18 protein-coding genes are annotated in these 21,270 nt (G+C 47.8%); 8 read left to right on the top strand and 10 right to left on the bottom strand.

The window, feature by feature from the left end:
- Positions 1-156: 156 nt before the first annotated feature.
- Genes P8H32_RS02405 through P8H32_RS02395 form a run of 3 tightly spaced genes read right to left on the bottom strand, consistent with a single transcriptional unit; the run spans position 157 to position 2,594 of the window.
- Positions 157-876, bottom strand: coding sequence for an SDR family NAD(P)-dependent oxidoreductase (locus P8H32_RS02405; RefSeq protein WP_301088381.1), 720 nt, complete (start codon positions 874-876; stop codon positions 157-159).
- 23 nt (positions 877-899) lie between these two features.
- The gene (locus P8H32_RS02400) at positions 900-1,349 is read right to left on the bottom strand and encodes a TlpA disulfide reductase family protein (RefSeq protein ID WP_301088380.1); all 450 of its coding nucleotides are present in this window, start codon (positions 1,347-1,349) and stop codon (positions 900-902) included.
- Between the two features lie 3 nt (positions 1,350-1,352).
- Positions 1,353-2,594: a YihY family inner membrane protein gene (locus P8H32_RS02395; protein WP_297293668.1), complete on the bottom strand. Its 1,242-nt coding sequence runs from the start codon at positions 2,592-2,594 to the stop codon at positions 1,353-1,355.
- 102 nt (positions 2,595-2,696) lie between these two features.
- Between P8H32_RS02395 and arsC the strand changes: the two genes are divergently transcribed.
- The 4 genes from arsC to sppA are packed head-to-tail and all read left to right on the top strand — an operon-like array spanning position 2,697 to position 5,930.
- Entirely contained in the window at positions 2,697-3,047 is a 351-nt protein-coding gene (arsC, locus tag P8H32_RS02390) for an arsenate reductase (glutaredoxin) (protein ID WP_297293666.1), read from the top strand.
- 7 nt (positions 3,048-3,054) lie between these two features.
- Positions 3,055-3,654: an NAD(P)H:quinone oxidoreductase gene (gene wrbA / locus P8H32_RS02385; RefSeq protein WP_301088379.1), complete on the top strand. Its 600-nt coding sequence runs from the start codon at positions 3,055-3,057 to the stop codon at positions 3,652-3,654.
- A gap of 20 nt (positions 3,655-3,674) precedes the next feature.
- Positions 3,675-4,061 carry a DUF2069 domain-containing protein gene (locus P8H32_RS02380; protein ID WP_297293662.1) on the top strand — a complete coding sequence of 129 codons (387 nt, stop codon included), beginning with the start codon at positions 3,675-3,677 and terminating at the stop codon, positions 4,059-4,061.
- A 6-nt stretch (positions 4,062-4,067) separates the two neighbouring features.
- Entirely contained in the window at positions 4,068-5,930 is a 1,863-nt protein-coding gene (gene sppA, locus P8H32_RS02375) for a signal peptide peptidase SppA (protein ID WP_301088378.1), read from the top strand.
- Here sppA and glpE read toward each other — a convergent pair.
- The 3 genes from glpE to P8H32_RS02360 form a co-directional block, all read right to left on the bottom strand.
- Complete coding sequence (glpE, locus tag P8H32_RS02370) at positions 5,927-6,229, bottom strand: thiosulfate sulfurtransferase GlpE (RefSeq protein WP_297293658.1); 303 nt, start codon at positions 6,227-6,229, stop codon at positions 5,927-5,929. The two genes, sppA and glpE, sit on opposite strands and share 4 nt — an antisense overlap.
- Before the next feature lie 238 nt (positions 6,230-6,467).
- The gene (locus P8H32_RS02365; RefSeq protein ID WP_301088377.1) at positions 6,468-9,593 is read right to left on the bottom strand and encodes an efflux RND transporter permease subunit; all 3,126 of its coding nucleotides are present in this window, start codon (positions 9,591-9,593) and stop codon (positions 6,468-6,470) included.
- The gene (locus P8H32_RS02360) at positions 9,590-10,927 is read right to left on the bottom strand and encodes an efflux RND transporter periplasmic adaptor subunit (RefSeq protein WP_301088376.1); all 1,338 of its coding nucleotides are present in this window, start codon (positions 10,925-10,927) and stop codon (positions 9,590-9,592) included. The genes P8H32_RS02365 and P8H32_RS02360 overlap by 4 nt, the downstream gene beginning before the upstream one ends.
- A 302-nt stretch (positions 10,928-11,229) precedes the next feature.
- Here P8H32_RS02360 and P8H32_RS02355 point away from each other — a divergent pair, with 302 nt between their 5' ends.
- Positions 11,230-12,516 carry a hypothetical protein gene (locus P8H32_RS02355; protein WP_297291466.1) on the top strand — a complete coding sequence of 429 codons (1,287 nt, stop codon included), beginning with the start codon at positions 11,230-11,232 and terminating at the stop codon, positions 12,514-12,516.
- A 128-nt stretch (positions 12,517-12,644) separates the two neighbouring features.
- On the opposite strand, the gene P8H32_RS02350 is transcribed toward P8H32_RS02355, so the two are convergent.
- A complete protein-coding gene (locus P8H32_RS02350) occupies positions 12,645-13,367 on the bottom strand; it encodes a hypothetical protein (protein ID WP_301088375.1) in 723 nt (240 codons plus the stop codon).
- 390 nt (positions 13,368-13,757) lie between these two features.
- On the opposite strand from P8H32_RS02350, the gene P8H32_RS02345 reads away from it, so the two are divergent.
- Positions 13,758-14,042 carry a DUF1244 domain-containing protein gene (locus P8H32_RS02345; RefSeq protein ID WP_297291464.1) on the top strand — a complete coding sequence of 95 codons (285 nt, stop codon included), beginning with the start codon at positions 13,758-13,760 and terminating at the stop codon, positions 14,040-14,042.
- 51 nt (positions 14,043-14,093) lie between these two features.
- Here the strand turns inward: P8H32_RS02345 and P8H32_RS02340 are convergent, their stop codons facing one another.
- Positions 14,094-14,501, bottom strand: a complete 408-nt coding sequence (locus P8H32_RS02340; protein ID WP_297291463.1) for a hypothetical protein — start codon at positions 14,499-14,501, stop codon at positions 14,094-14,096.
- 262 nt (positions 14,502-14,763) lie between these two features.
- On the opposite strand from P8H32_RS02340, the gene dinB reads away from it, so the two are divergent.
- Positions 14,764-15,921, top strand: a complete 1,158-nt coding sequence (dinB, locus tag P8H32_RS02335; protein WP_301088374.1) for a DNA polymerase IV — start codon at positions 14,764-14,766, stop codon at positions 15,919-15,921.
- Between the two features lie 76 nt (positions 15,922-15,997).
- Here dinB and nhaA read toward each other — a convergent pair whose 3' ends face one another.
- Positions 15,998-17,197, bottom strand: coding sequence for a Na+/H+ antiporter NhaA (gene nhaA / locus P8H32_RS02330; RefSeq protein ID WP_297293179.1), 1,200 nt, complete (start codon positions 17,195-17,197; stop codon positions 15,998-16,000).
- Between the two features lie 35 nt (positions 17,198-17,232).
- On the bottom strand, positions 17,233-18,177 hold the full coding sequence (locus P8H32_RS02325) for a D-hexose-6-phosphate mutarotase (protein WP_297293180.1): 945 nt from the start codon (positions 18,175-18,177) through the stop codon (positions 17,233-17,235).
- 146 nt (positions 18,178-18,323) lie between these two features.
- Here P8H32_RS02325 and rapA point away from each other — a divergent pair, with 146 nt between their 5' ends.
- Positions 18,324-21,251, top strand: coding sequence for an RNA polymerase-associated protein RapA (gene rapA / locus P8H32_RS02320; RefSeq protein WP_297293181.1), 2,928 nt, complete (start codon positions 18,324-18,326; stop codon positions 21,249-21,251).
- The last annotated feature ends 19 nt before the right edge of the window (positions 21,252-21,270 follow it).

Genomic DNA, 21,270 nt, shown 5'->3' with positions numbered 1-21,270 from the left:
GTAACTTTTTTATCAGTTTATGTATCAATTAAAAATATCAGCTAATTATTAAGCAATAAAGAAAAGTATAGAAGTTATTATCCACCTGGGCTGTGGGCGGGCAGGTTGCTAAAGCTTAGCGGTGACGTTAGGCGTAGATGAATAGAACCCAGTGTCTTAAAAAGGTACCTCGCTACCATCCCAGGCAAATACTTTACCGCTATCTTGCTCAGACAATTCATTTAACACTGAAATCAAGCGTTGCGCCGAATATTCTGTAGTGAACAGTTTGTTGCTGGGAACTCGTTGCTGAAAGGGTTGTGATAAATTCGTATCAACGGTACCGGGGTGCAGGCCCACCACGATGGTTTGTTGTTGGCGCCGGGCAATTTCGATGCTGGCCGTTTTAATTAGCATATTCAATGCCGCTTTGGAGGCGCGATAGGCATACCAGCCACCCAGGCGGTTATCTTCGATACTGCCAACACGCGCTGACAGCGCGGCAAATACTGCACGCTGTTTACGCTGAAGCTTGGGTAAAAAGTGCTTGGCAATCAACGCCGGGCCGATGGTGTTAGCGAGAAAGCTGTGTTGAAATTTTTCTGCAGTTAAGTCGCGCAGTGACTTTTCTGGCATTAAGTCTGTGCCGTGAAGCATACCAGTGGCAACAATCACGCAGTCCAATGGCCCGTTTTGGGCACTCTGCTCCGCAGCTTGCTGGATTGAAATTTCATCTGCGTAATCGATTCGACCGACAATTACATTGGCTAATTGATTTTTGATTTCTGAGCGAGAGAACGCATAGACCGTATTGTCTGGATTGTCGGCAAAAAAATTGACAAAGGCAGAACCCAATCCGCCTGAGGCGCCGATGATAACAATATTTTGGTTTGACATATTTATTCGCTTTGCCGCTCAGTCTATAAATTCATCGCGTCCAGTAAACTTTGCTCGGTTTGTGGTCCTATTAATGTACGGTGTAATTTACCTTCAGGATTAAAAATAAAAGTTGTGGGCAAAACCTTAGGGCGTTGATAGTGCAATATTTCAGTGGGCTCGCTGGTTAAAACCGGAAAGGTAATACCTAGTTTGTCGATATTCTGTTGTAGTTTCTCTGCTTGATTACCATCGTAATCTATACCCAATAACACAACGCTATCAGCATGTTTTTCCGCCAGGTGATTAAGCTCCGGTATTTCTTCAATGCAGGGTTTGCACCAGGCGGCCCAGTAGTTAATGATTATCCACTTACCTTTGTAGTCGCTGAAATTGCCGCTATTGCCCAGATAGTCTTGATAGTCGCTTTTGCCACAGCCGGTTAAACATATTGCGGTCAGTAAAAAGGCAAGGGTGGTGATTTTTTTTTGCATGGGTTATTCGTCGTCAGTTGTGTCGGTAAATAATGTGGCCAGTGGTGTGTTCAGCATAACCAGGTTGTTTTGTTTGGCCGCTTCTATTTGTTCAGCGCAACGCTGAAACCATAAAGGTGCCGGGCTATTGGTATCGGTGCGTGTTTCCGGTGCCTTGCCCATCAATTGTATTAAATCCCAGAGGGTAAAGTTATTCAGGTCACGGCCCAGGATAAAGTGCCCGGCCTCGGCATTGCGTAATAAGCCACCTTTAAAGAGTTTGTCACGCAGAGGTGTCCAGCGTTCGGCGGAAATGCTGTGCCGATCAAATAACCAGGGTCTTTGTAATAGGTGCTGCTCGCTGACGGTCTTGCCCTGCTGGTGTTTTTGCCATAGTAATTCGATAACACTTAATGTCATCACCATATCGCTGTAGTTATCGTCGTCCAGGGAGTTAAAGCCACTGATGGCATAAACCAGTTCTGCACCCGCTAAAACAATCAGCCAGGATAAGTAGATCCATAATAAAAATAATGGAATAGCAGCGAAGGTGCCGTAGATAGTTTGATAACTGGTATTGGAAACAATGCCGGTAAATAATTGTTTGGCGACTTCAAACACCAGCGCGGTAATCAATCCACCGATTAGTGCGTGTTTAATGGGTACTCTGCAATTGGGTACGGCAGCAAACAGTAAAGTAAAAGCTGCCGAGGTCAGGAAGTAGGGCATTAGTCTTAATAGGTGCTGGCCAATACCTATCTTATCGACATTGTCGAACATCACCGCCAGTGAGGCCAGATAGGTGCTGATACCGATAGCCAAGCCGATAAAGATGGGCCCCAGGCTAAGGATGGCCCAGTACAATAAAAAGCTGGAAAGACCGTGGCGGTTTTCCCGGGTTTTCCAAATGGCGTTAAAGGTCTTTTCAATATTTTTTAACATCAGGATGGCGGTAACACCGAGAAAGGCAATACCGACACCGGTCAGTTTTCTTGCCTTATCGGAAAACTGGACCAGATAATTTTCCACCTCCGCACCGGTGGCGGGCACAAAGTTGTCAAAGATCAGCGCCTGGATTTGCGCGCCCACCTCCTGAAAAGCGGGCACTGCCGAGAGAATGGCGTACATCACTGTCAGCAACGGTACCAGCGCAAACAGGCTCATATAGGTCAGGGCTGCTGCGCTGTGGCTGCAGCCATCAGCTACATAGCGCTTTTGTACGTAGCGAACTAATTTTAAAATATCCTGTAGTGAGGGTATGCGCACTTTGGGCCTCTCCCTGTTCATCAAGGCTCTTGTCTGGAAGACGTCTCGTGTATAATGCCTCGCAGTATACACAGTCAATTACCATAGGACGATATCCCTACCATGAGCTCAGTTACTCTCTATCATAATCCTCGCTGTTCCAAGTCTCGCCAGACCTTGCAATTGTTAGAAGATAACGGCGTCAGCCCGGATATAGTCTTGTACCTTGAAACGCCACCCAGTGCCGATGATATTAATGGCTTACTGAAAAAGTTAGGTATTTCAGCCCGTGAACTGCTGCGCAAAGGTGAAGATGCTTATAAAGAAAACAAGCTGAAAGATGCCAGTTTGAGTGATGAACAGCTGGTTGCGGCCATGGTCGCTCACCCCAAGCTGATTGAGCGTCCCATTGTGGTTAAAGGCAATAAGGCGGTGTTAGGCCGCCCGCCAGAAAACGCCTTAGCGCTGGTTTAATCGCACCATGGCATCCCCCTATATTCTCGTTCTCTATTACAGCCGTCACGGTGCTGTGGCTGAAATGGCGCAGCAGGTGGCCCGTGGTATAGAGCAGGTCAGTGGTATCGAAGCCCGCGTGCGTACAGTGCCGGCGGTTTCCACTGACTGTGAAGCGGTAGCTGATGATATCCCTGACGACGGCCCGCTATATTGCAGTGCCGAAGATTTGCAGCAGTGTGCGGGCCTGGTGATGGGCAGTCCCACTCGATTTGGCAATATGGCGGCACCGTTAAAATATTTCATCGACGGTAGTTCCGGTTTGTGGCTAAGCGGAGCCATGATTGATAAGCCCGCAGCAGTGTTTACTTCTTCCTCCAGTTTACATGGCGGCCAGGAATCTACCTTGCTAACCATGATGTTGCCGTTGCTCCACCATGGTATGTTGATCACCGGTTTACCCTATAGCGAACCTGAACTAATGAATACTCAGTCGGGTGGCACTCCTTATGGCGCCAGCCATATGGCAGGCCAGCAGAGTGACCGGCCTTTGGATCAGGATGAATTGGCCCTGTGCCGCGCCCTTGGCAAGCGGGTTGCTTCAATAGCCTTGTCCTTGCAGTCATAAATCATCTTGAGAGAGTTCTAATGCCTAACGACTATACAATATTGGCAAAGCGCAGCTGGCAGGTAGCACAATTGAGCTATTGGCTGCTAATCCTCGTATTGGTATTAAATACGGTGGCGTCACCCAGTTGTAACCGTGAACCCAATTGGGCTGTGTTGGGCGTTCAGTTGGCTTTGTTACTGGTTTTTTTGCCGGGTATGCTCAAACAAAATATACGTTCTTATATCTGGCTTAGCCTGATCTTGCTGGTGATGTTTATTGCCTCGGTAGCCATTGCCTTTGCCTGTAGCTCGGTATTAACGGTGGTTGAAGTCTTTTTGGTGGTCAGTGTGTTTATTGCTGCCATGTTATATATTCGCTGGCGTTCCCGCGAACTCAAACAGCTTGCCACAGAGCCGGAGAAGTAACGAACAATGGAAGAGAAAAAAGCAGGTTTTTTACGTCGCAATTTTCGTCGCCTGATGAAGTTTCTTTCGGCGCTGCGGATGTTGGTTACCAATCTTTTATTTTTAGTGGTGTTAGGTGTTTTGTTTCTGGCTTTTTCCGGCGGTGAGATTCCCTCTGTGCCTGATAAAGGAGCTCTGGTATTAAATATTCAGGGTGGTTTGGTAGACCAGCAAAATTATGTCGATCCTATTGCGATGATTCTTGGAGAGAGCGACCCCTCCCAGTACGAGACTCTATTGCAAGATGTGATTGATGCCATTGACTACGGCGCTGAGGATAAGCGCATCACCAGCCTGGTATTATCCTTGGATGATATGTTTTATGGCGGCCTGGCAAAAATGCAGGAGCTTACGCCAGCGCTGCAACGCTTTCGCGATAGCGGCAAAAAAATTATTGCGGTTGGCGATAACTTTATGCAAGACCAATATTGGCTGGCCGCCCAGGCTGATGAAGTGTATATCAACCCCAACGGTGCAGTACTACTCGATGGCTATGGTTTGTATCGCAATTACTTTCAACAGGCCCTGGAAAAGTTAAAAGTTGATTTCCATGTATTTCGCGTGGGTGAATATAAATCGGCGATGGAACCCTTTATTCGCAGTAATATGTCGGAAGAAGCCAAGCAAGCCAATCTGGTTTGGTTAGGCAATTTATGGAATGAATATACCCGGGGCGTTGCCGAGCGCAGAAACATCAGCTCAAAGGCTATTAATGAGTATATTAACCAGTTTGACCAACGCCTGGCAGACTATCAGGGCAATGCGTCTTCCGCGGCGGTAGCAGCCGGTTTGGTTGATGGCGTTAAAACCCGTGATGAAATCAATCGTCACTTGATTGAAGTGGCCGGAGCCGTTGACGAAGACGGTCTGTATCAGGGTATTGGTTTTGAACGCTACCTATGGATTAGAAAGATTGAATCCTCCAGACCGGCCAGCGATGCCAGGGTGGGAGTGATTGTTGCCGCTGGCAATATTCTGGATGGCGAGCAACCTCCGGGCGCCATCGGCGGTGATACCCTGGCCTCACTGATCCGCGAAGCGCGCACTGATGCCACTGTTAGGGCGTTAGTACTGCGTATAGATAGCGGCGGCGGTAGTGCCTTTGCTTCGGATATTATTCGTGAAGAACTTGAGTTATTACAAGCTGAAGGTAAGCCTCTGGTTGTTTCCATGGGTAGTATGGCTGCCTCCGGTGGTTACTGGATTTCAGCCGGGGCTGATGAGATTTGGGCCTTGCCCACTACCTTAACGGGTTCTATCGGTATTTTTGGTGCCTTTCCTACGCTGGATAAAAGTCTGGCCGCCATTGGTGTGACCACTGACGGTGTTGGCACTACAACAATGGCTGGCGCGATGAGAATTGATCGCCCCCTGCAGCCGATTGCGGCCCGCTCAATACAAAGCCTGCTGGAGCATGGCTATGCGCAGTTTTTAATGATTGTGGCTGAAGGGCGCAATATGTCGAAAACTGAAGTACAGGCATTGGCCAAAGGGCGTGTCTGGTCGGGGAGTGATGCCTATCGGTTGGGCTTGGTTGATCAGTTAGGTACTCTGAACCAGGCTATTGCTTCCGCCGCTGCCCTGGCTGAGTTGGATGACTATACGAAAGAGTTGATTGAAATCCCCCTGACACCGCAAGAGCAATTTATCAGGGAGTTAACCGGTGAAGTTCAGCTGCGTGGCCTGCTATTAGCCAGCGGCGTTAATAGCAGCTTTTTACAACAGGCTCAGCAGTGGTTGGCCCCCTTTAAAGAAACGTTAGGCTTTGCCCGTAGTATGAATGACCCTCAGGGTCTTTATCTGCATTGCTCGAATTGTATGGTGCCCTAATACTGAATGCGCCAAAATTCATAGCCGCCATCCATGCTATAGATATTTGTAAATTCCTTTTCAACCAGAAAGTTCGCCACATTCTGGCTTCTCATACCATGGAAGCAATAGACAATAATTGGCGTGTCTTTTGCGGTGGTATCGATAAAGCTATCGACGCTGTTGTTATCCAGTAATATCGCTGTATCAATATGCGAGGCATTATAGGACTGTGCATCTCGCACATCGACAAGGGTTGGGGTGCCACTATCGATCATGGCTTTAGCTTCTGCCGCTGATATACATGTAAACCCACTCATAACATTGTCCTGTTCTCAGTCTGTGACCCGTGTTGCTATTATACGGCCAGAATGAAATTTATAAACACTATGGGGAATCCAGTGCTGTCAATTTCCGCTTTAGCGAAAATGACAGCATAACCATGCAGGCTGGATTCCCGCCTTCGCGGGAATGACGATTAGTTCGCGGGAATGACGATTAGTTCGCGGGAATGACGATTAGTTCGCGGGGATGGCGATTAGTTCGCGGGGATGGCGATTAGTTCGCGGGGATGGCGCTCTTTTGCTTCCCTTCCAGAAGGCGAGAGACATCATCCAGTATCATATAAAGACAAGGCACCAGTAACAGTGTAATCACCGTTGCAAAAATAATCCCGAAGCCCAGCGATACCGCCATAGGGATCACTTGCTGGGCCTGCGTGCTGGTTTCCAGCAACATTGGCAGCAGGCCAAAAAAGGTAGTCAGGGAGGTAATCAGGATCGCTCTAAAGCGTTTGGCACCGGAGTTAATAATGGCATCAAGCTTACTGGCACCGCTGCCCCGAGCCTTATTAACAAAGTCCACCATAATCAAACTGTCATTAACCACTACCCCCGATAAAGCGATAATGCCGAAAAATGACATCATATCGAAAGCAATGCCAACCACCATATGCCCGACCATAGCACCAATAATGCCAAAGGGAATCACCGACATAATAATCAGCGGCTGGGTATAGGATTTTAAGGGGACGGCCAGCAGGGCATAAATACCTAGCAAGGCAATGGCGAAGCCCTGAAACAAACTGCTAAATAATACACTCTGCTCTTCACTTTCACCGTCCAATTTATAACTGATACCTGGAAAGCGGGCCTGTAATTTCGGCATAAAGTTTTTAATAATATCGTCTACAATTTTAGTGGGTTCAGAGACGGTTTTATCCAGCTCGGCACTAATCTTAATCGCCCGCTCGCCATTGATACGCGTGGTTTTGCCATAACCCGGCGCGATTTCTACTTCTGCGACTGAGCTAAACGGTACCTCGTCACCCCCAGGTGTTCTGATATACATATTCTCAAGGCTGGCGATATGACTACGCTCGCTTTTGGGGTAGCGAACCATGACTTTAATTTCATTAACTTCTCGCTGTACACGCTGTGCTTCTGCACCATAAAAGGCATGGCGAATCTGCTTCCCTAGATTGGCCTGAGTAATGCCCAGCGCTTCGGCCTTGGGTTTAACCGCTATAATAATTTCATCCTGGACGGCGCTGGCGCTATTGCGCACATCATAAACACCATTGTAAGTAGCCAGCTTTTTCTCCAGCTCCGCGCCAGCAAGTTTTACCTGTTCTAAATCCTGCCCAATCAATTTAAAGGCAATCGCTGCACCGCCGCGGCCTTCCATATTACTAATTGATAAGACTTTGGCCCCGGGAATTTCCCCGACCAGTTCACGCCATTGCTCAGAAATTTCATGGCCGGACAGATTGCGGTCTTCCGCTCTGGTCAACTCCATCATCGAGTTGGAAAAGCGACCATCATAACCCCAGGAAAAAATATGATGCACAATGCCGGTTTCATTGCCGGTATCCGCTTTATAGCGCTCATCCAATTGATAAACAGCATCGATAATCTGGTCGTGGGCTTCCCGGGTTTGCACATCGGTAGTGCCCTCTACCATTTCCAGTTCGGCGTGAATAAAATCCCCCTGCATACCGGGAATCAGTACAAAGCGAATAATGCCGCCGGCCAGCAAACCGCCAATAATAATTAGCATGGCTATAAACGTGGCAAGGGTGGTGTAACGATTGCTAATGCACTTCATCAAAAAGGGCATATAGCTGTTTTGCACAAATTGATTAAGCCGCTGGTTATTGCGGTCAGGGAAACGGTTTAAGGTGCCCCAGATACCCTCGTGCGAAGGTTTACTATGGGCCAGGTGTGAAGGCAAAATCCACTTGGATTCGATCAGTGAAAATATCAGGCATAAAATAACTACCCAACCCATTGCCTCGGGGAAAACAGCGAATACCCCTTCGGCAAACAGTGTTGGCATAAACGCGACAATGGTTGTCAGTACGCCAAAGGTGGCCGGTGTGGCAACCCTTAAAGCGCCTTCGATAATATTATCAACACTGTGGCCCTTTTCTTCGGTGGCGGTATAGGCGCTTTCGCCAATAATAATCGCGTCATCTACTACTATCCCTAAAATCAAAATAAACCCGAACAGGCTGATCATATTCAGGGTGATATCAACAAACTCCATCGGCATGAAAATAAACGTGCCGAGAAAACACACGGGCAAGCCCGCCATCACCCAAAATGCCAGTTTGATATCTAAAAACAGGGCCAGAATGATAAACACCAGCAGTGCTCCAAGCGCCAGGTTCTTAAGCATCATATCCAGCCGGCCCTCCAGGTAATAAGTAATATCAGCCCAGTAATCGATGCTGACGCCTGCGGGAAGGTTGGGGCGCTTTTTCTCTACGTAATCCCTGCCGGCCTGTGCAACAGTAATGGTATCCTGGTCGCCCACAGCCATGACCTTAATCGATAGGCTGAGTTCATTATCAAACAGTGCAAAGCCGGTGGTCTCCACAAAGCCATCTTTGATAGTGGCAATATCGCCCAGGGTCAGGCGGGTACCGTCAGGTTGGGTAATCAGTACCACGCGCTCAAAATCATACTGCCCATAGGCCTGCCCCTTGGTGCGCAGCATAATATCGCCGTTTTCAGTTCTTACTGAGCCCCCGGGCATATCCACAGAAGAGTTGCGAATGGCCTGGGCCACTTGGTCCAACGTCAGGTTATATTTGCGCAGCGTAAGTTCAGTGACTTCAATGGTAATTTCATAGTCCCTGTCACCCTGTATTTCAGCATAGGCAATATCCGGTTCCTGTAACAATTCGTTTTTAACTTCGTCTGCCAGGGTTTTAAGCGCTTTCTCATCCAGATTGCCGTAAAGCTGGATGTAAATGGCGTGCTCGCGAAACTGTAATCGTTTGATAACGGGCTTTTCTGCTTCTTCCGGAAAACTACTAATCGAGTCGACAGCTGACTTAACTTCATCGAGTACCGCCAGTACATCATAGCCTTCATAAATAGTCAGGTTAACGGAGGCCGCAGCCTCCCTGGAGGTAGACTCTACCTTTTTGATTGAATCAATATCCTTAATGGCCTCTTCAATTTTTAATACCAAACCCTGTTCCACTTCCAGTGGTGCTGCACCCGGGTAAGCCATATTGATAGTGATAACATCAACAACAATTTCCGGGTTAAGGGCGCGCTGAATATTGTAGGCGGCATTGCCCCCCACAATAAAAATAAACAGCATTAATAAATTAGCCGCTACGGGGTTGCGGGCAAACCAGGCGATAACGCCTTTATGACTGGCTTCACTCATACCGCTTGATCCTTTTTAGCAGCGTCGTTGTCGCTGCTGTTTTCATCATGCAGTGCAGGTGAGTCTGTGTTTGGGCTGGCCGGGGCCAGATTAAGGGGCTTATCGTCTTCTGTGGGGGCGGCTTCTGGCAGCGCAGGTTCTTCTGTTAAACGTGTCGTTTCAGTGATCGTGGCAATACGGACCTTGGTACCTGGAATCGCGCCGGCAATATTAGACAGGCTGATTAACTCCCCTTCATTTAAGCCCTGGCTAATATAAATATCAGTACCTTCGGTACGTAAAATATTAACCTTACGATTTTGTAAACGCTGTTGGTCATCTATAACCCACAGATAGTTGCCCGCCCTTAACAGGTGACGGGGCAGGGGAATCAGGTCGTTAATCAGGCGGCCTTCTATATTGGCATCAACAAAGGTACCAATACGCAGTTCTGCAGGGTGGTCACTGTTAATACCATAGGGGTCGTCAATTTCAGCTACGGCAAACAGGGCTCGGCTGCGCTCATCAAATACGCCTTCGGTACGTACAATCTTGCCCTGCCACTGCCTGACGGTACCGCCTATTTCAGCCTGTAAATCTACCTTGGGATGTACCGCCAGGTCGCGGTCAGCCAGGGTAGGTAATTCCAGGTAATTTAATTTGTTTTCCGGCAGGGCCATACGCAGCTCGGCAAAATCGATGGCAAAGGTTTCTGCCATCACCACCCCCACATTGACGTATTGACCAATATCTACTTTTTTGGACCTGACCAGGCCATCATAGGGGGCGCGAATGATCGTGCGGTCTAATTGATCCCTGGCACTATCCAGGTCTGCAAGGGCTGAATCCAGTTTCGCCTGTGCATCTTCCAGTTGTGGTTTGCGCAGGGCAAGGTCATTGGCGGCTTTGCTGCGCTCTACAGAGCTTTTATATTTTACCCAGTCTTTATAGGCAACCTCGGCGCGGCCCTTTTCTGAGGCCAGGTTACTTTTGGCGCTGGCTACGGCAGCTTCGGCGCGCTTCAGGTTGGCCAGATAGTCACGCTGGTCAATACTCAGAATAATATCGCCTTTTTGGAAGAAACCACCGGCTTTAAAATCTTTCGCTACAGAGGTTATACGGCCAGAGACTTCGGCAATCAGTGTGGTTTGGGTGCGGGGAGTAATTATGCCCTGGGCCCGAACGGAAACCCGAATATCTTCTTTAACGGCTTTGGCGGCATTCACTAACAGTGGCAGGCGCTCCACCTCAATCTGCTCAGGGGCGGGGCGGTTAATATAGAGGCCGGTTGCAATCAGTATAGCGATGGCAATGATGGCAACGGGTCTAACTAGGGGGGCGTAATTCGCTGGCAAGGTGGTGGTCCTTTTGTGATGAACCTATCCTTTGGTGGATAGTTTGAATGCAGGCGTTGCTGGCGGGCCGATGCGTACGACCTCTGGAATCTAACGATTATATAACATGTCGAGCATTTTTCTCCATAAATGTGGGGTTAAATATGCTTAAGATAGATGTAAATACTTGGGGTTTTATGGCAGCGTTTTGTTTTATAAGTTCCCCTCTTGGGGAATTAATAAAAATGCACTGCTTCACGGCTCATTTTAACGGATGCTTGTCTATACTGTAGACTTAAATTATCAGTCAATTGAAGCTTGATATGTCCTTATTACGCGGGTTGTTGGTAGCGAGTTTATGCTCGGGTCACTGGGCTTTCGCGGTTGATGCCAAGCGCATGTGGCTGCCGAAAAAATATGCCTCCGCAAAGCCCAAATTATTAGCCGCAGCCCGGGATGCTGAAAACACTGAGCGCTGCCAGACCGTGGTTGCCGGTGAAATGATCGTGCGTAAGAATACCGCTGAGAACTATTATTTTGTAATTACCTGCCGCGATGCAAACCGTAAAACCTACAATTTGAGCTACCAATACCCCGTAGTCGGTAATGTCCCGGATTTAATCGCCGAGCAGCGTTCCAAAGAAGCCCAAAAGAAAAACAAAACCGTAGTCATTGAAGAGATTGGCGTCAGTGGCGAGCAGGCACTGCAACTGTGCTTCAATGCCTTTAATAAGGCGACGGATGGATTGGATGATGTACAAGTGTTGGAGCAGCCCTCACCGGCAGCGCTGGCATATAGCTATAACTACAGCCTGCCTTTTACCGCACAAAGCGAGCTGGGCAATGATGTGCTTTACAGCGCCCACTGCCAGGTAGAAAAAGAGGGTGAAACCCAGCTTGATGTGGTGCTTGAAGAAGCTGGCGCGGTGGCCATCTGTCGCGACAGTTTACGTGCTGAGGCCATTCTTTATGGTCGCATTAAAATTGATAGCGAGGCGATTAATCCCTTGCCTGTGGCTACAGCCAATACATTTCGTATAGAGCTGCCCTTTGATGTCAAAAACCGTATCGGTTCGATTATTCGCTATGGCTCCTTATGTACGATTGATGCCGAAGGTGATAGCGAAGTCGCTATTGAGTTGCTGGCGCCCGGTGCCCTGGCTATCTGCATGGACGGCTTGCTAACAGAAACACTGCTGATGAAATCCGTTGAAATCGCGGAGCAGGCCAGTGCCCAGAGCGTGGATGGCAATGTATTCAATTTTGAAATTCCGTTTAAGGCCAATGACCCCGAGGGTAACCAGCGCAACTTTAAAGCTTATTGCCGGGTGGATGAAGAGGGCGAAGCGGATATCAGCAAAGCAATAGACAAGGATGCTATTGTGGCGGTCTGTATTGGTGAAGTGAAACGGAAAACCAAAAAGATGAAGTCTGTTGTTATTCTGGAAGATGAAATACCTGAGCTGTTGGGTGGTGAAGAGTCTGGTTATGTGGCTATTATCCCTTTTGATGCCAGTAACCCAGCCGGCAAGGCCTTACATTACCAGGCCGATTGTCGCGTGGGTGGCAATGGCCGAAGCACCATCAAACTAGGCGCAAGACGGCGCTAATCCCCCCGCCAAAAAAAACGTCATACCCGCCTTCGCGGGAATGACATTTATTTGTGGGAATGACAGAACAACAAAAAAGGCCGCCTATCTCGCGATAGGCGGCCTTTTTTTAGCTTCAGCTAAAAAACTTACTTCTTCTTGGCTTTTTTAGCTTTCTTGGCTGGAGCTTTTTTAGCTTTAGCCTTTTTTGGAGCCGCTTTCTTAGCAGGCTTCTTAGCTACTTTTTTAGCCGCTTTTTTAGGCGCTGCTTTTTTACTGGTTTTCTTGGCAGCCTTTTTAGCAGCTAGTTTAGCTTTAGCAGCGGCTTTCTTGGCCTTTGCTTTCTCTTTAGCGGCAGTTTTCTTAGCAGCTAGTTTAGCTTTAGCAGCAGCTTTTTTAGCTTTAGCTTTTTCTTTAGCAGCGGCTTTCTTGGCAGCTACCTTAGCTTTAGCGGCGTCTTTCTTGGCTTTAGCAGCGGCTACTTTAGCTTGAGCTTTCTGTGCAGCAGCTTCTACTTTAGCTTGAGCAGCAGCATTTTTAGCAGCAGCTTTAGTTTCAACCAATACAGCTTTGGCAGCTTTAGCAGCAGCTTTAGCAGCAGTATTAGCTTCTTTAGCAGCAGCTACAACTTTGCTGGCTTTAGCAGCTTGTTGCTTAGCAGCAGGAGTTTTCTTTGCTTTAGCGCTAGCCAGCTTTTTGGAAGCTGAAGCAAGAGCGGCTTTAGTTTTAGCTGCTGCCTTGTTTGCTTTAGCGGCGTTCTTGGCTGCATCAGCGGCTTGCTTAGCAACTGCTTTAGCTAATTTAGCTTGAAGTTGTGCAATTTCTTTCTCAAGTTGAGCAACAGGATTTGCTGCTTTTTTTGCTACTGCCATTGTGTGGACCCTTTAAGTATGAATAAAAAGAAGAATTTAAAAAAAGTTTATATAAACGTGATTAAAAAAATCGAACGAATTATAGTCATTTTTCAAGGGCTGGCTACTAAAATGGTGAAAAAAAGTGCGAATCGATTGCTTTTTTTCAAAATTTTTTACAATGTGAGGCTAAATTCACTTTTATAAACTGTTTTCACCTTAGTTATATCGTTATTGATAACGAATAAAATAAAAGCCTTGTGAGAACAATAAAGAAACTTATTGTCTTTCTATACGGTTTTGAAAAGATATTTTAAGACCTGCTTGCTACACTTTGGCACATAACGACAAACGGCGATGACAAAAGAGCTTAATCATCACTCACTTAATTTTAAAAGAGAGGGCACCATTATGGATCAACAAAAAACAACAGAGGTAGAAGCGGCTGTTTTCCGTCGTTTATTAGCTCATTTGGATGCCAATAAAGACGTACAAAATATTGATTTGATGATTTTGGCAAATTTCTGCCGCAATTGTTTATCGAAGTGGTATATGGGGGAAGCCGAAGAGCGGGGCGAGTCAGTCAATTATGACCAGGCCCGCGAAATTGTTTATGGCATGCCCTATAGTGAATGGAAAGAAAAACATCAATTGGCAGCAACGCCTGAACAGTTGGCAGCATTCGAAAACAGGTAGTAATCAATGCGGCATAAGTTCTGCCTTTTGAATAGCCACCTCCCCCAGAAGCTATAGCAGTGGCCCATGGGGCAAATATTGATTATCACTATTCGCTTTAATCCACAGTACTAAATCACGGTTAATGCCTGTACCGCGTTTTTTTAGTATTTTACCCAAGCCAATAACCGGTGACTTTCCTTCTGCTTCCCAGCCCGGTAGTTTTTCAGCTACGGTAAAAAAACGCATTAAGTGGATAATCTGGTTATCACTAAGCTTATCCGCTGCAGCAATCCATTGTTCTTTAGTCAGGCTCATCAAACCAGCCAGCCGTTGTTGCTCATCTTGAGAGAGCAGGGTAGCAACTTCATCCAATTGCTCATCTTCACTAAAATCAATAAAGCGCAATAGATCATCATTATTAATTGTTATGTTGGTTTGGCTTTGTTCCAGATCTGGGTTCCAGCTACCGATGGACATAAGGATTCCTGATGGGGGTGATTTGATTTGTGGAGATTGTAGCATTTACGTGGGATAGGTGAGTAATTTGTAAAACCGTGTCATTCCCGCGAAGGCGGGAATCCAGCCTGCATGCTTATGCTGTTATTTCCGCTGCTGCGGAAATAACAGCACTGGATTCCCGCCTTCGCGGGAATGACGTGGTGGGTTGAGCATTCTGGCCATTTACCAGAATTGCTATATACTGTGTATTCATACAGTTAATAACAACAAAGCCCCATCGATGACTATATTGCTACCGCAAACAGGGAATCGAACACTTCATAAGGATAATGACAGCGCTGAGCCTGCCCCCAAAACTGGCCGCAAAATTATCCATTGCGATGCGGACTGCTTTTTTGCTGCTATAGAAATGCGGGATGATCCCAGCCTTAGAAACCGCCCCATTGCTGTAGGGGGCTCCGTTGATCGGCGGGGTGTTATCTCCACCTGCAACTATGAAGCCCGTGCCTATGGTGTTCGTTCTGCCATGGCTACCGCCACTGCCCATCGCCTGTGTCCTGACCTGCTGGTTGTTCCCGGCAGAATGGAGCGCTATAAAGAAGCTGCCCTGCAAATGCGTGATATCTTCTATGATTATTCAGATTTGGTAGAGCCACTGTCATTAGATGAGGCCTTTATCGACGTCACTGGTAGCAATGCCTGTAAGGGTAGCGCTACCTTAATCGCTGAAGAGATTCGTCAGCGGGTGTTTGAAACTGTGGGTATTACCGTCTCAGCCGGCGTAGCTCCCAACAAATTTCTTGCCAAAATTGGCAGTGACTGGAATAAGCCCAATGGCATCTGCGTGATACCACCGGCTAAAGTTGAAGACTTTGTGCAATATCTGCCGGTTAATAAAATATATGGCGTAGGCAAAGTCACCGCTGAAAAAATGCATCGTATGGGCATACAAAATTGTGGTGACCTTCGCGCCTACAACATTTATGAATTGTCCGACCGCTTTGGCAGCTTTGGGCCGCGGCTCTATGATTTAAGCAGAGGTATCGACCAGCGCCCGGTTAAAACCAGCCGTAACCGCAAGTCACTGAGTGTAGAGCATACCTATGCCGCGGACCTGCCCTCAGTACAGGGTTGTCTGGGTCAGCTTCCGGCACTATTTCAACAGCTCACCCAGCGCCTACAGAAGTTAACCAACAGTTCTGCTGCCAGTAAATATCGGGTGCATAAACAATTTGTTAAAGTGAAATTTAATAACTTCCAGTCCACCACCATGGAGTGTGTTACCGCAGGCTCGCCCCGCATCGCCGTGTTTAAACAGCTGTGCAGTGACTCCTTCCAGCGCGGTGATGGTTTACCGGTTCGTCTATTGGGCTTAGGCGTACGGTTTCAGGATACCGGCATCGATGACCCACAACAGTTACCGCTATTTACCCACTAGCCGTGCTGGCTTTACATTGCAGCTTCTATAAAAAACTGGAGCAGCAAACAGTGAAAACAAGTGATAGCTGACGCAATTATTCGTCGGCGTCTTCTTTCGGCAGTGTTAGATATAAGAACAGATAACCCACAATCGCCGAGGCAAAAGAACCCATCAAAATACCCAAACGGTCTACCGCTAAATAATTTTCCCCGGTCTGCTCAAAGGCTAGCGAGCCCACAAATAAACTCATCGTAAAGCCAATACCGCATAGAATGGATACACCATAAAGCTGTGACCAACTAATCGATGGCGGTGGCGCCAGTTTAATTTTTACCGCCAGCCAGCATAAACCAAAAATACCCACCTGCTTGCCCACGAATAAACCCAGCGCGATACCTAGTGGAATGGCGGTAAAAATATCCACCATCGCTTCGCTGTTCATCACCACGCCAGCATTCATAAAGGCAAATAATGGCAGGATAAAAAAGGCTACTGTGCCGTGCAAATCGTGCTCCAGTTCTTTAACCGGAGAACCGCCTTGCCTATTTTTATAAGGGATAAAAAATGCCAATGCTACACCGGCAAGGGTTGCATGCACTCCAGACTTTAATACCGAAGCCCATAAAATCAGGCCAAAGATAATATAAGGCGTCATGCTGGTGACATTGCGCCGGTTAAGCACCCATAAAATCACCAAACAGATAGCCGCAATCACCAATGAGGTAACCGATAAATCACTGGTATAAAACAGGGCGATAATAATAATGGCACCAATATCATCGATAATCGCCAGCGACACTAAAAAGATTTTAAGGGCGGTGGGAACACGCTTGCCCAACAGGGTCAAAACACCCAGGGCAAAGGCGATATCAGTGGCGGCGGGAATAGCCCAGCCTTGCATGGCGGCAGAGTTATTCCAGTTAAACCAACTATAAATCAGTGCTGGTATTGCCATGCCGCCAATTGCGCCAATACCGGGCAAAATAATCTTGCTGGGGGATGACAGTTCACCATCCACCAATTCACGTTTTAATTCCAAACCCACCAGGAAAAAGAACACCGCCATCAGACCATCATTGACCCAGAGCAATAACGGTTTAGCAATTTCAAACTCGGCAAAACGTATTTGAACCGGAATATCCAGCAAGCCGTTATAGAGAGCCTGCAGCGGTGTATTGGCAAAGATCAACGCCAGCACCGTGGCAATCACCAGCATAATGCCGCCCGCGCTTTCTAATTTCAGAAAGGTTTTAATGGGTTCAATCATAATTAGCTGTATCCAAATTCGTTTCATAGTTGCTATACCTGGTTAGCATAGCTGATTACGTGTCAGATAGAGGTTGAAATACTCAGCTTGAGGTGATGGCGGCTGCCAGGGGCCAGTTCAATATAGTCCTGCTCTGCATTGGCCGTTTCAATACACAACATACGCAGATAATCATCATCGGCAAAATTAGACAAGCGTTTGGATTTGTCTATCCACGGGTTCCAGACAATAGCGCTGTTGCTGCCCTCGCTTTCCAGGGTGATGCGTTGTTGGGCATCTTTGATGGTAATAGCGTGATCGGTACCGCGGTAAATGCGATCCACTTCCTGGTCAATCACCAGGCTGCCGTGCTGTTGTTTTTCTTGCCAGTCATCGAGGCTATCAATGTACGTGTGTTCGTCGAGGCCGCCAACTATCGTATCGTCAATGGCATTGACGCCAAAATAGGTATGCAGGGCGCTGGCAAAGCTAACGGTTTCACTACTGAGGTTATTAACCGAGAAGTCCAGACTCAGGCTTTCTCCAACGGTAATCACCATGCTTAGCTCACAGGCGTAAGGCCATAGTGGTTCTTCATTGTCAGCCAGGCTTAATTGCAGTTCCAGGCGCGTGGTATGCGGGTCGGGAGTTTCGACGGAGGCTAGCTCCCATAAACGGCTGCGCACAAAACCGTGGGCAGTTAAGTTCTCACCGGCAGCAGGAATTTGCTGCTGTACGGCATTAGCATTGCGGTGAATATCGCCAAACCATGGCCAGCACACAGGAATACCGCCCCTGAGCGGTGTCCCTTCACGATAATCACATGTATCACTGCACCAGATAACCGCAGGCTTGCCAGCGGTTTGATAATGGCTGACCTGGGCACCCTGCAAAAACACTGTAGCAGTAGCTGCCTTGTTGGTGATGCGTACCGCCAGCAGTTCCTTGTGCAGTTCAATAACTACGCCATCTAACTGGCCAAACTGGCTATAGAGTTGCTGCATTTGCTGGCCAATATCTGAACTCATGGTGTTTCCTGCCGGTTTCTTATTGAGGTACCTGAAAACAACTAAGCTTATAGGGAATGGCGGGTGGATAAAACCTTTGCCGTTGGTTTTCTTATCCCTTATTATCCGCGCCCATTCCTAGTGATTAATTGACCTGCGAGAAGTCTGTGTCCTCACCTGTTTTTGTTCCCGGCCAGCGCTGGATAAGTAATACCGAATCTGAATTAGGCCTTGGCATTGTAGTGGAATTGGCCAACCGCCGTGTAGAAATAAGTTTTCCAGCCTCCGGCGAACGCCGCACTTATGCGGTGGACAATGCTCCTATCAGCCGTGTGCAATATGAAGTGGGCCAGCAAGTACAAAATGAGCAGGGCGAGTTAATTACCGTTAGCGATGTGATGGAAAATCAGGGCTGCATCATCTACAACGGTGTGGATGAGCAGGGCGAGACCGTTATCCTGCCGGAAATAGACCTCAATAGTTTTATCCAGTTTAGTAAACCCCAGGACCGCCTGTTCGCCGGCCAGATTGATAAAAACCGCGCCTTTCAACTGCGCTGCCAAACGCTGGATAATATCCGTCACCAACAACAATCCTCGGTCAGGGGCTTGTTAGGTCCCAGGGTACAGTTACTACCTCACCAGCTCTATATTGCCAGCGAAGCGGCCAACCGACATGCCCCCAGGGTATTGCTGGCGGACGAAGTGGGTTTGGGTAAAACCATTGAAGCCGGTTTAATCTTGCACCAACAATTAATTAGCGGCCGTTCCAAACGCGTACTGGTTGTTGTGCCCGATAGTCTATTGCACCAGTGGCTGGTAGAAATGCTGCGCCGCTTTAATCTGTTTTTTACCATACTGGATGAAGCCCGTTGCGAAGGTCTGGAGGAGTTGGGTGATGTTGACAGTGATCCTTTCTTTGACGAAGTGCCCGAAGTACAAGACGATAACTACAACCCTTTTGAAAGCGCTCAACTGGTACTGTGTACACTTTCATTTTTAACTAATAACCCCGAGCGCCAGGCCCAGGCTGCTGCTGCGGATTGGGATTTATTAATTGTCGACGAAGCTCACCACCTGCAGTGGAGTGAAGCTGAAACCAGCCCCGCCTATCGTTGTATTGAAACCCTGGCGCGCCAGGCCAGAGGCTTGCTACTGCTGACAGCAACACCGGAGCAATTAGGTGTGGCCAGTCACTTCGCCCGTTTACGGTTACTGGACCCCGACCGCTATTATGATCTGGCCACCTTTATTGAAGATGAGAAAAAACACCAGCCGGTGAATGAGTTGGTGCAGCATTTATTGGCGGATGATGTTTTCGAGCAGTTGCAAACTAATAGCAACTTGCTGGAGCAACTCGGCGGTTATTTAGGTGATGCATCGCTAGTACCGTTACAGCAAACTTTAGTGACAGAGCCTTCGGCAGAATTTGATGATGCCATCACCACGGTGATCAGTAGTTTATTAGATCGCCACGGTACCGGGCGTGTGCTATTTCGTAATACCCGCTCATCGGTTGCAGGTTTTCCAGATAGAGAATTACACTCATATCCCTTAGAGCCCGCTGACCGTTACAACGATGCTATTTTGCACGCATCCATAGAAGAGTTACTGGCCCCGGAGTTATTACTGGGTGGTAGTTGGATAGCGGAAGATCCACGGGTAGCCTGGTTGGCTGATTGGTTAAAAGGTCACCGCACAGAAAAAGTGTTAGTGATCTGCGCGCGGGCAGAAACCGCATTGGATTTAGAAGAGCATCTACGTTTACGCGGCGGTGTACAGTCGGCGGTATTCCATGAAGGTTTATCCCTGGTGGCAAGAGATCGGGCCGCAGCCTACTTTGCCGATGATGAAGAGGGGGCACAGGTATTAATCTGTTCCGAGATTGGCAGTGAAGGGCGCAACTTTCAGTTCTCCCATCATTTGGTGTTGTTCGATTTACCGCTTAACCCTGATCTTTTGGAACAGCGTATTGGTCGTTTGGATCGTATCGGCCAGCGTCATACTGTAGATATTCATGTGCCGTTTTATCAAGATACGGCGCAGCAGGTTTTATTACGTTGGTATCACGAGGGTATCAACGCGTTTGAACGCACTTGCCCTGCAGGCCTGGCCTTATACCAACAGTTTGAGCAGTCCTTAAGTCAGTGCTTAAACAGCGGCGACAATGGCGCGGCGTTGGAACAGCTGATTAATGAAACCAAAACTAAAACCGCAGAGACCTTGCAGACCCTGCAGCAAGGTAGAGATCGATTATTGGAACTAAATTCCTGCAATCACGAAAAGGCCGATGTGATTGTCGAGACCATGATTGAAGAAGAGCGCCGTCAGGAATTATCCGCTTATATGGAGCAGGTGTTTGACCAGTACGGTGTAGAGCAAGAACACCACAGTGCCGCTAGTGTTATTTTGCGGCCCGGTGATCATATGCTGGAACATACCTTCCCCGGTTTAACCGATGAAGGGGTGACGGCAACCTATTCCCGTGAAGTGGCTTTATCCCGGGAAGATATGCAATTTCTTAGCTGGGAACACCCTATGGTCACCGGTGCTATGGATATGGTGCTTAGCGGCGATTTTGGTAATACCGCTTTTTGTACCCTGAAATTACCGCCCTTAAAAGCGGGCACCGTACTGTTGGAAGCCATTTTTGTGGTGCATTGCACGGCGCCCGGTGAATTACAGTTACAACGTTACTTACCCTTAACCACTTTACGTATTGTAGTCGATAGCAATAAAACCGATTTAAGCAAAATACTCACGCCAGCGCATTTAGATAAACTGGGGCAGAAAGTGGCCAAGCGCAGCGCCCAGGATTTAATTCGCCATGCACGCCCACAAATCAGCGCTATGATTAGCCGCGCTGAAGAATTGGCCGAGCCGAAAAAAGATGAATTAATCGCGGAAGCTGCCGGTAAAATGCAAACCGAACAAGTGGCAGAGTTGCAGCGTTTACAAGCACTGGCAGCGGTAAACCCTAATATTCGCCAGGAAGAAGTGTTATACCTGCAAGAAACGTCGGTGAGTTTGCAGCGTTACTTGCAGGGCGCGCAACTCAAGCTGGATGCGGTGAGAGTGGCATTGGTTACAGATTAATTCCCGCCTGCGCGGGAAT

It is taken from the genome of Oceanicoccus sp., assembly GCF_029238675.1.
In the GTDB taxonomy this organism is placed as follows: Bacteria; Pseudomonadota; Gammaproteobacteria; order Pseudomonadales; family Dasaniaceae; genus Oceanicoccus.
This window is presented reverse-complemented; position numbering and strand designations above follow the sequence as displayed.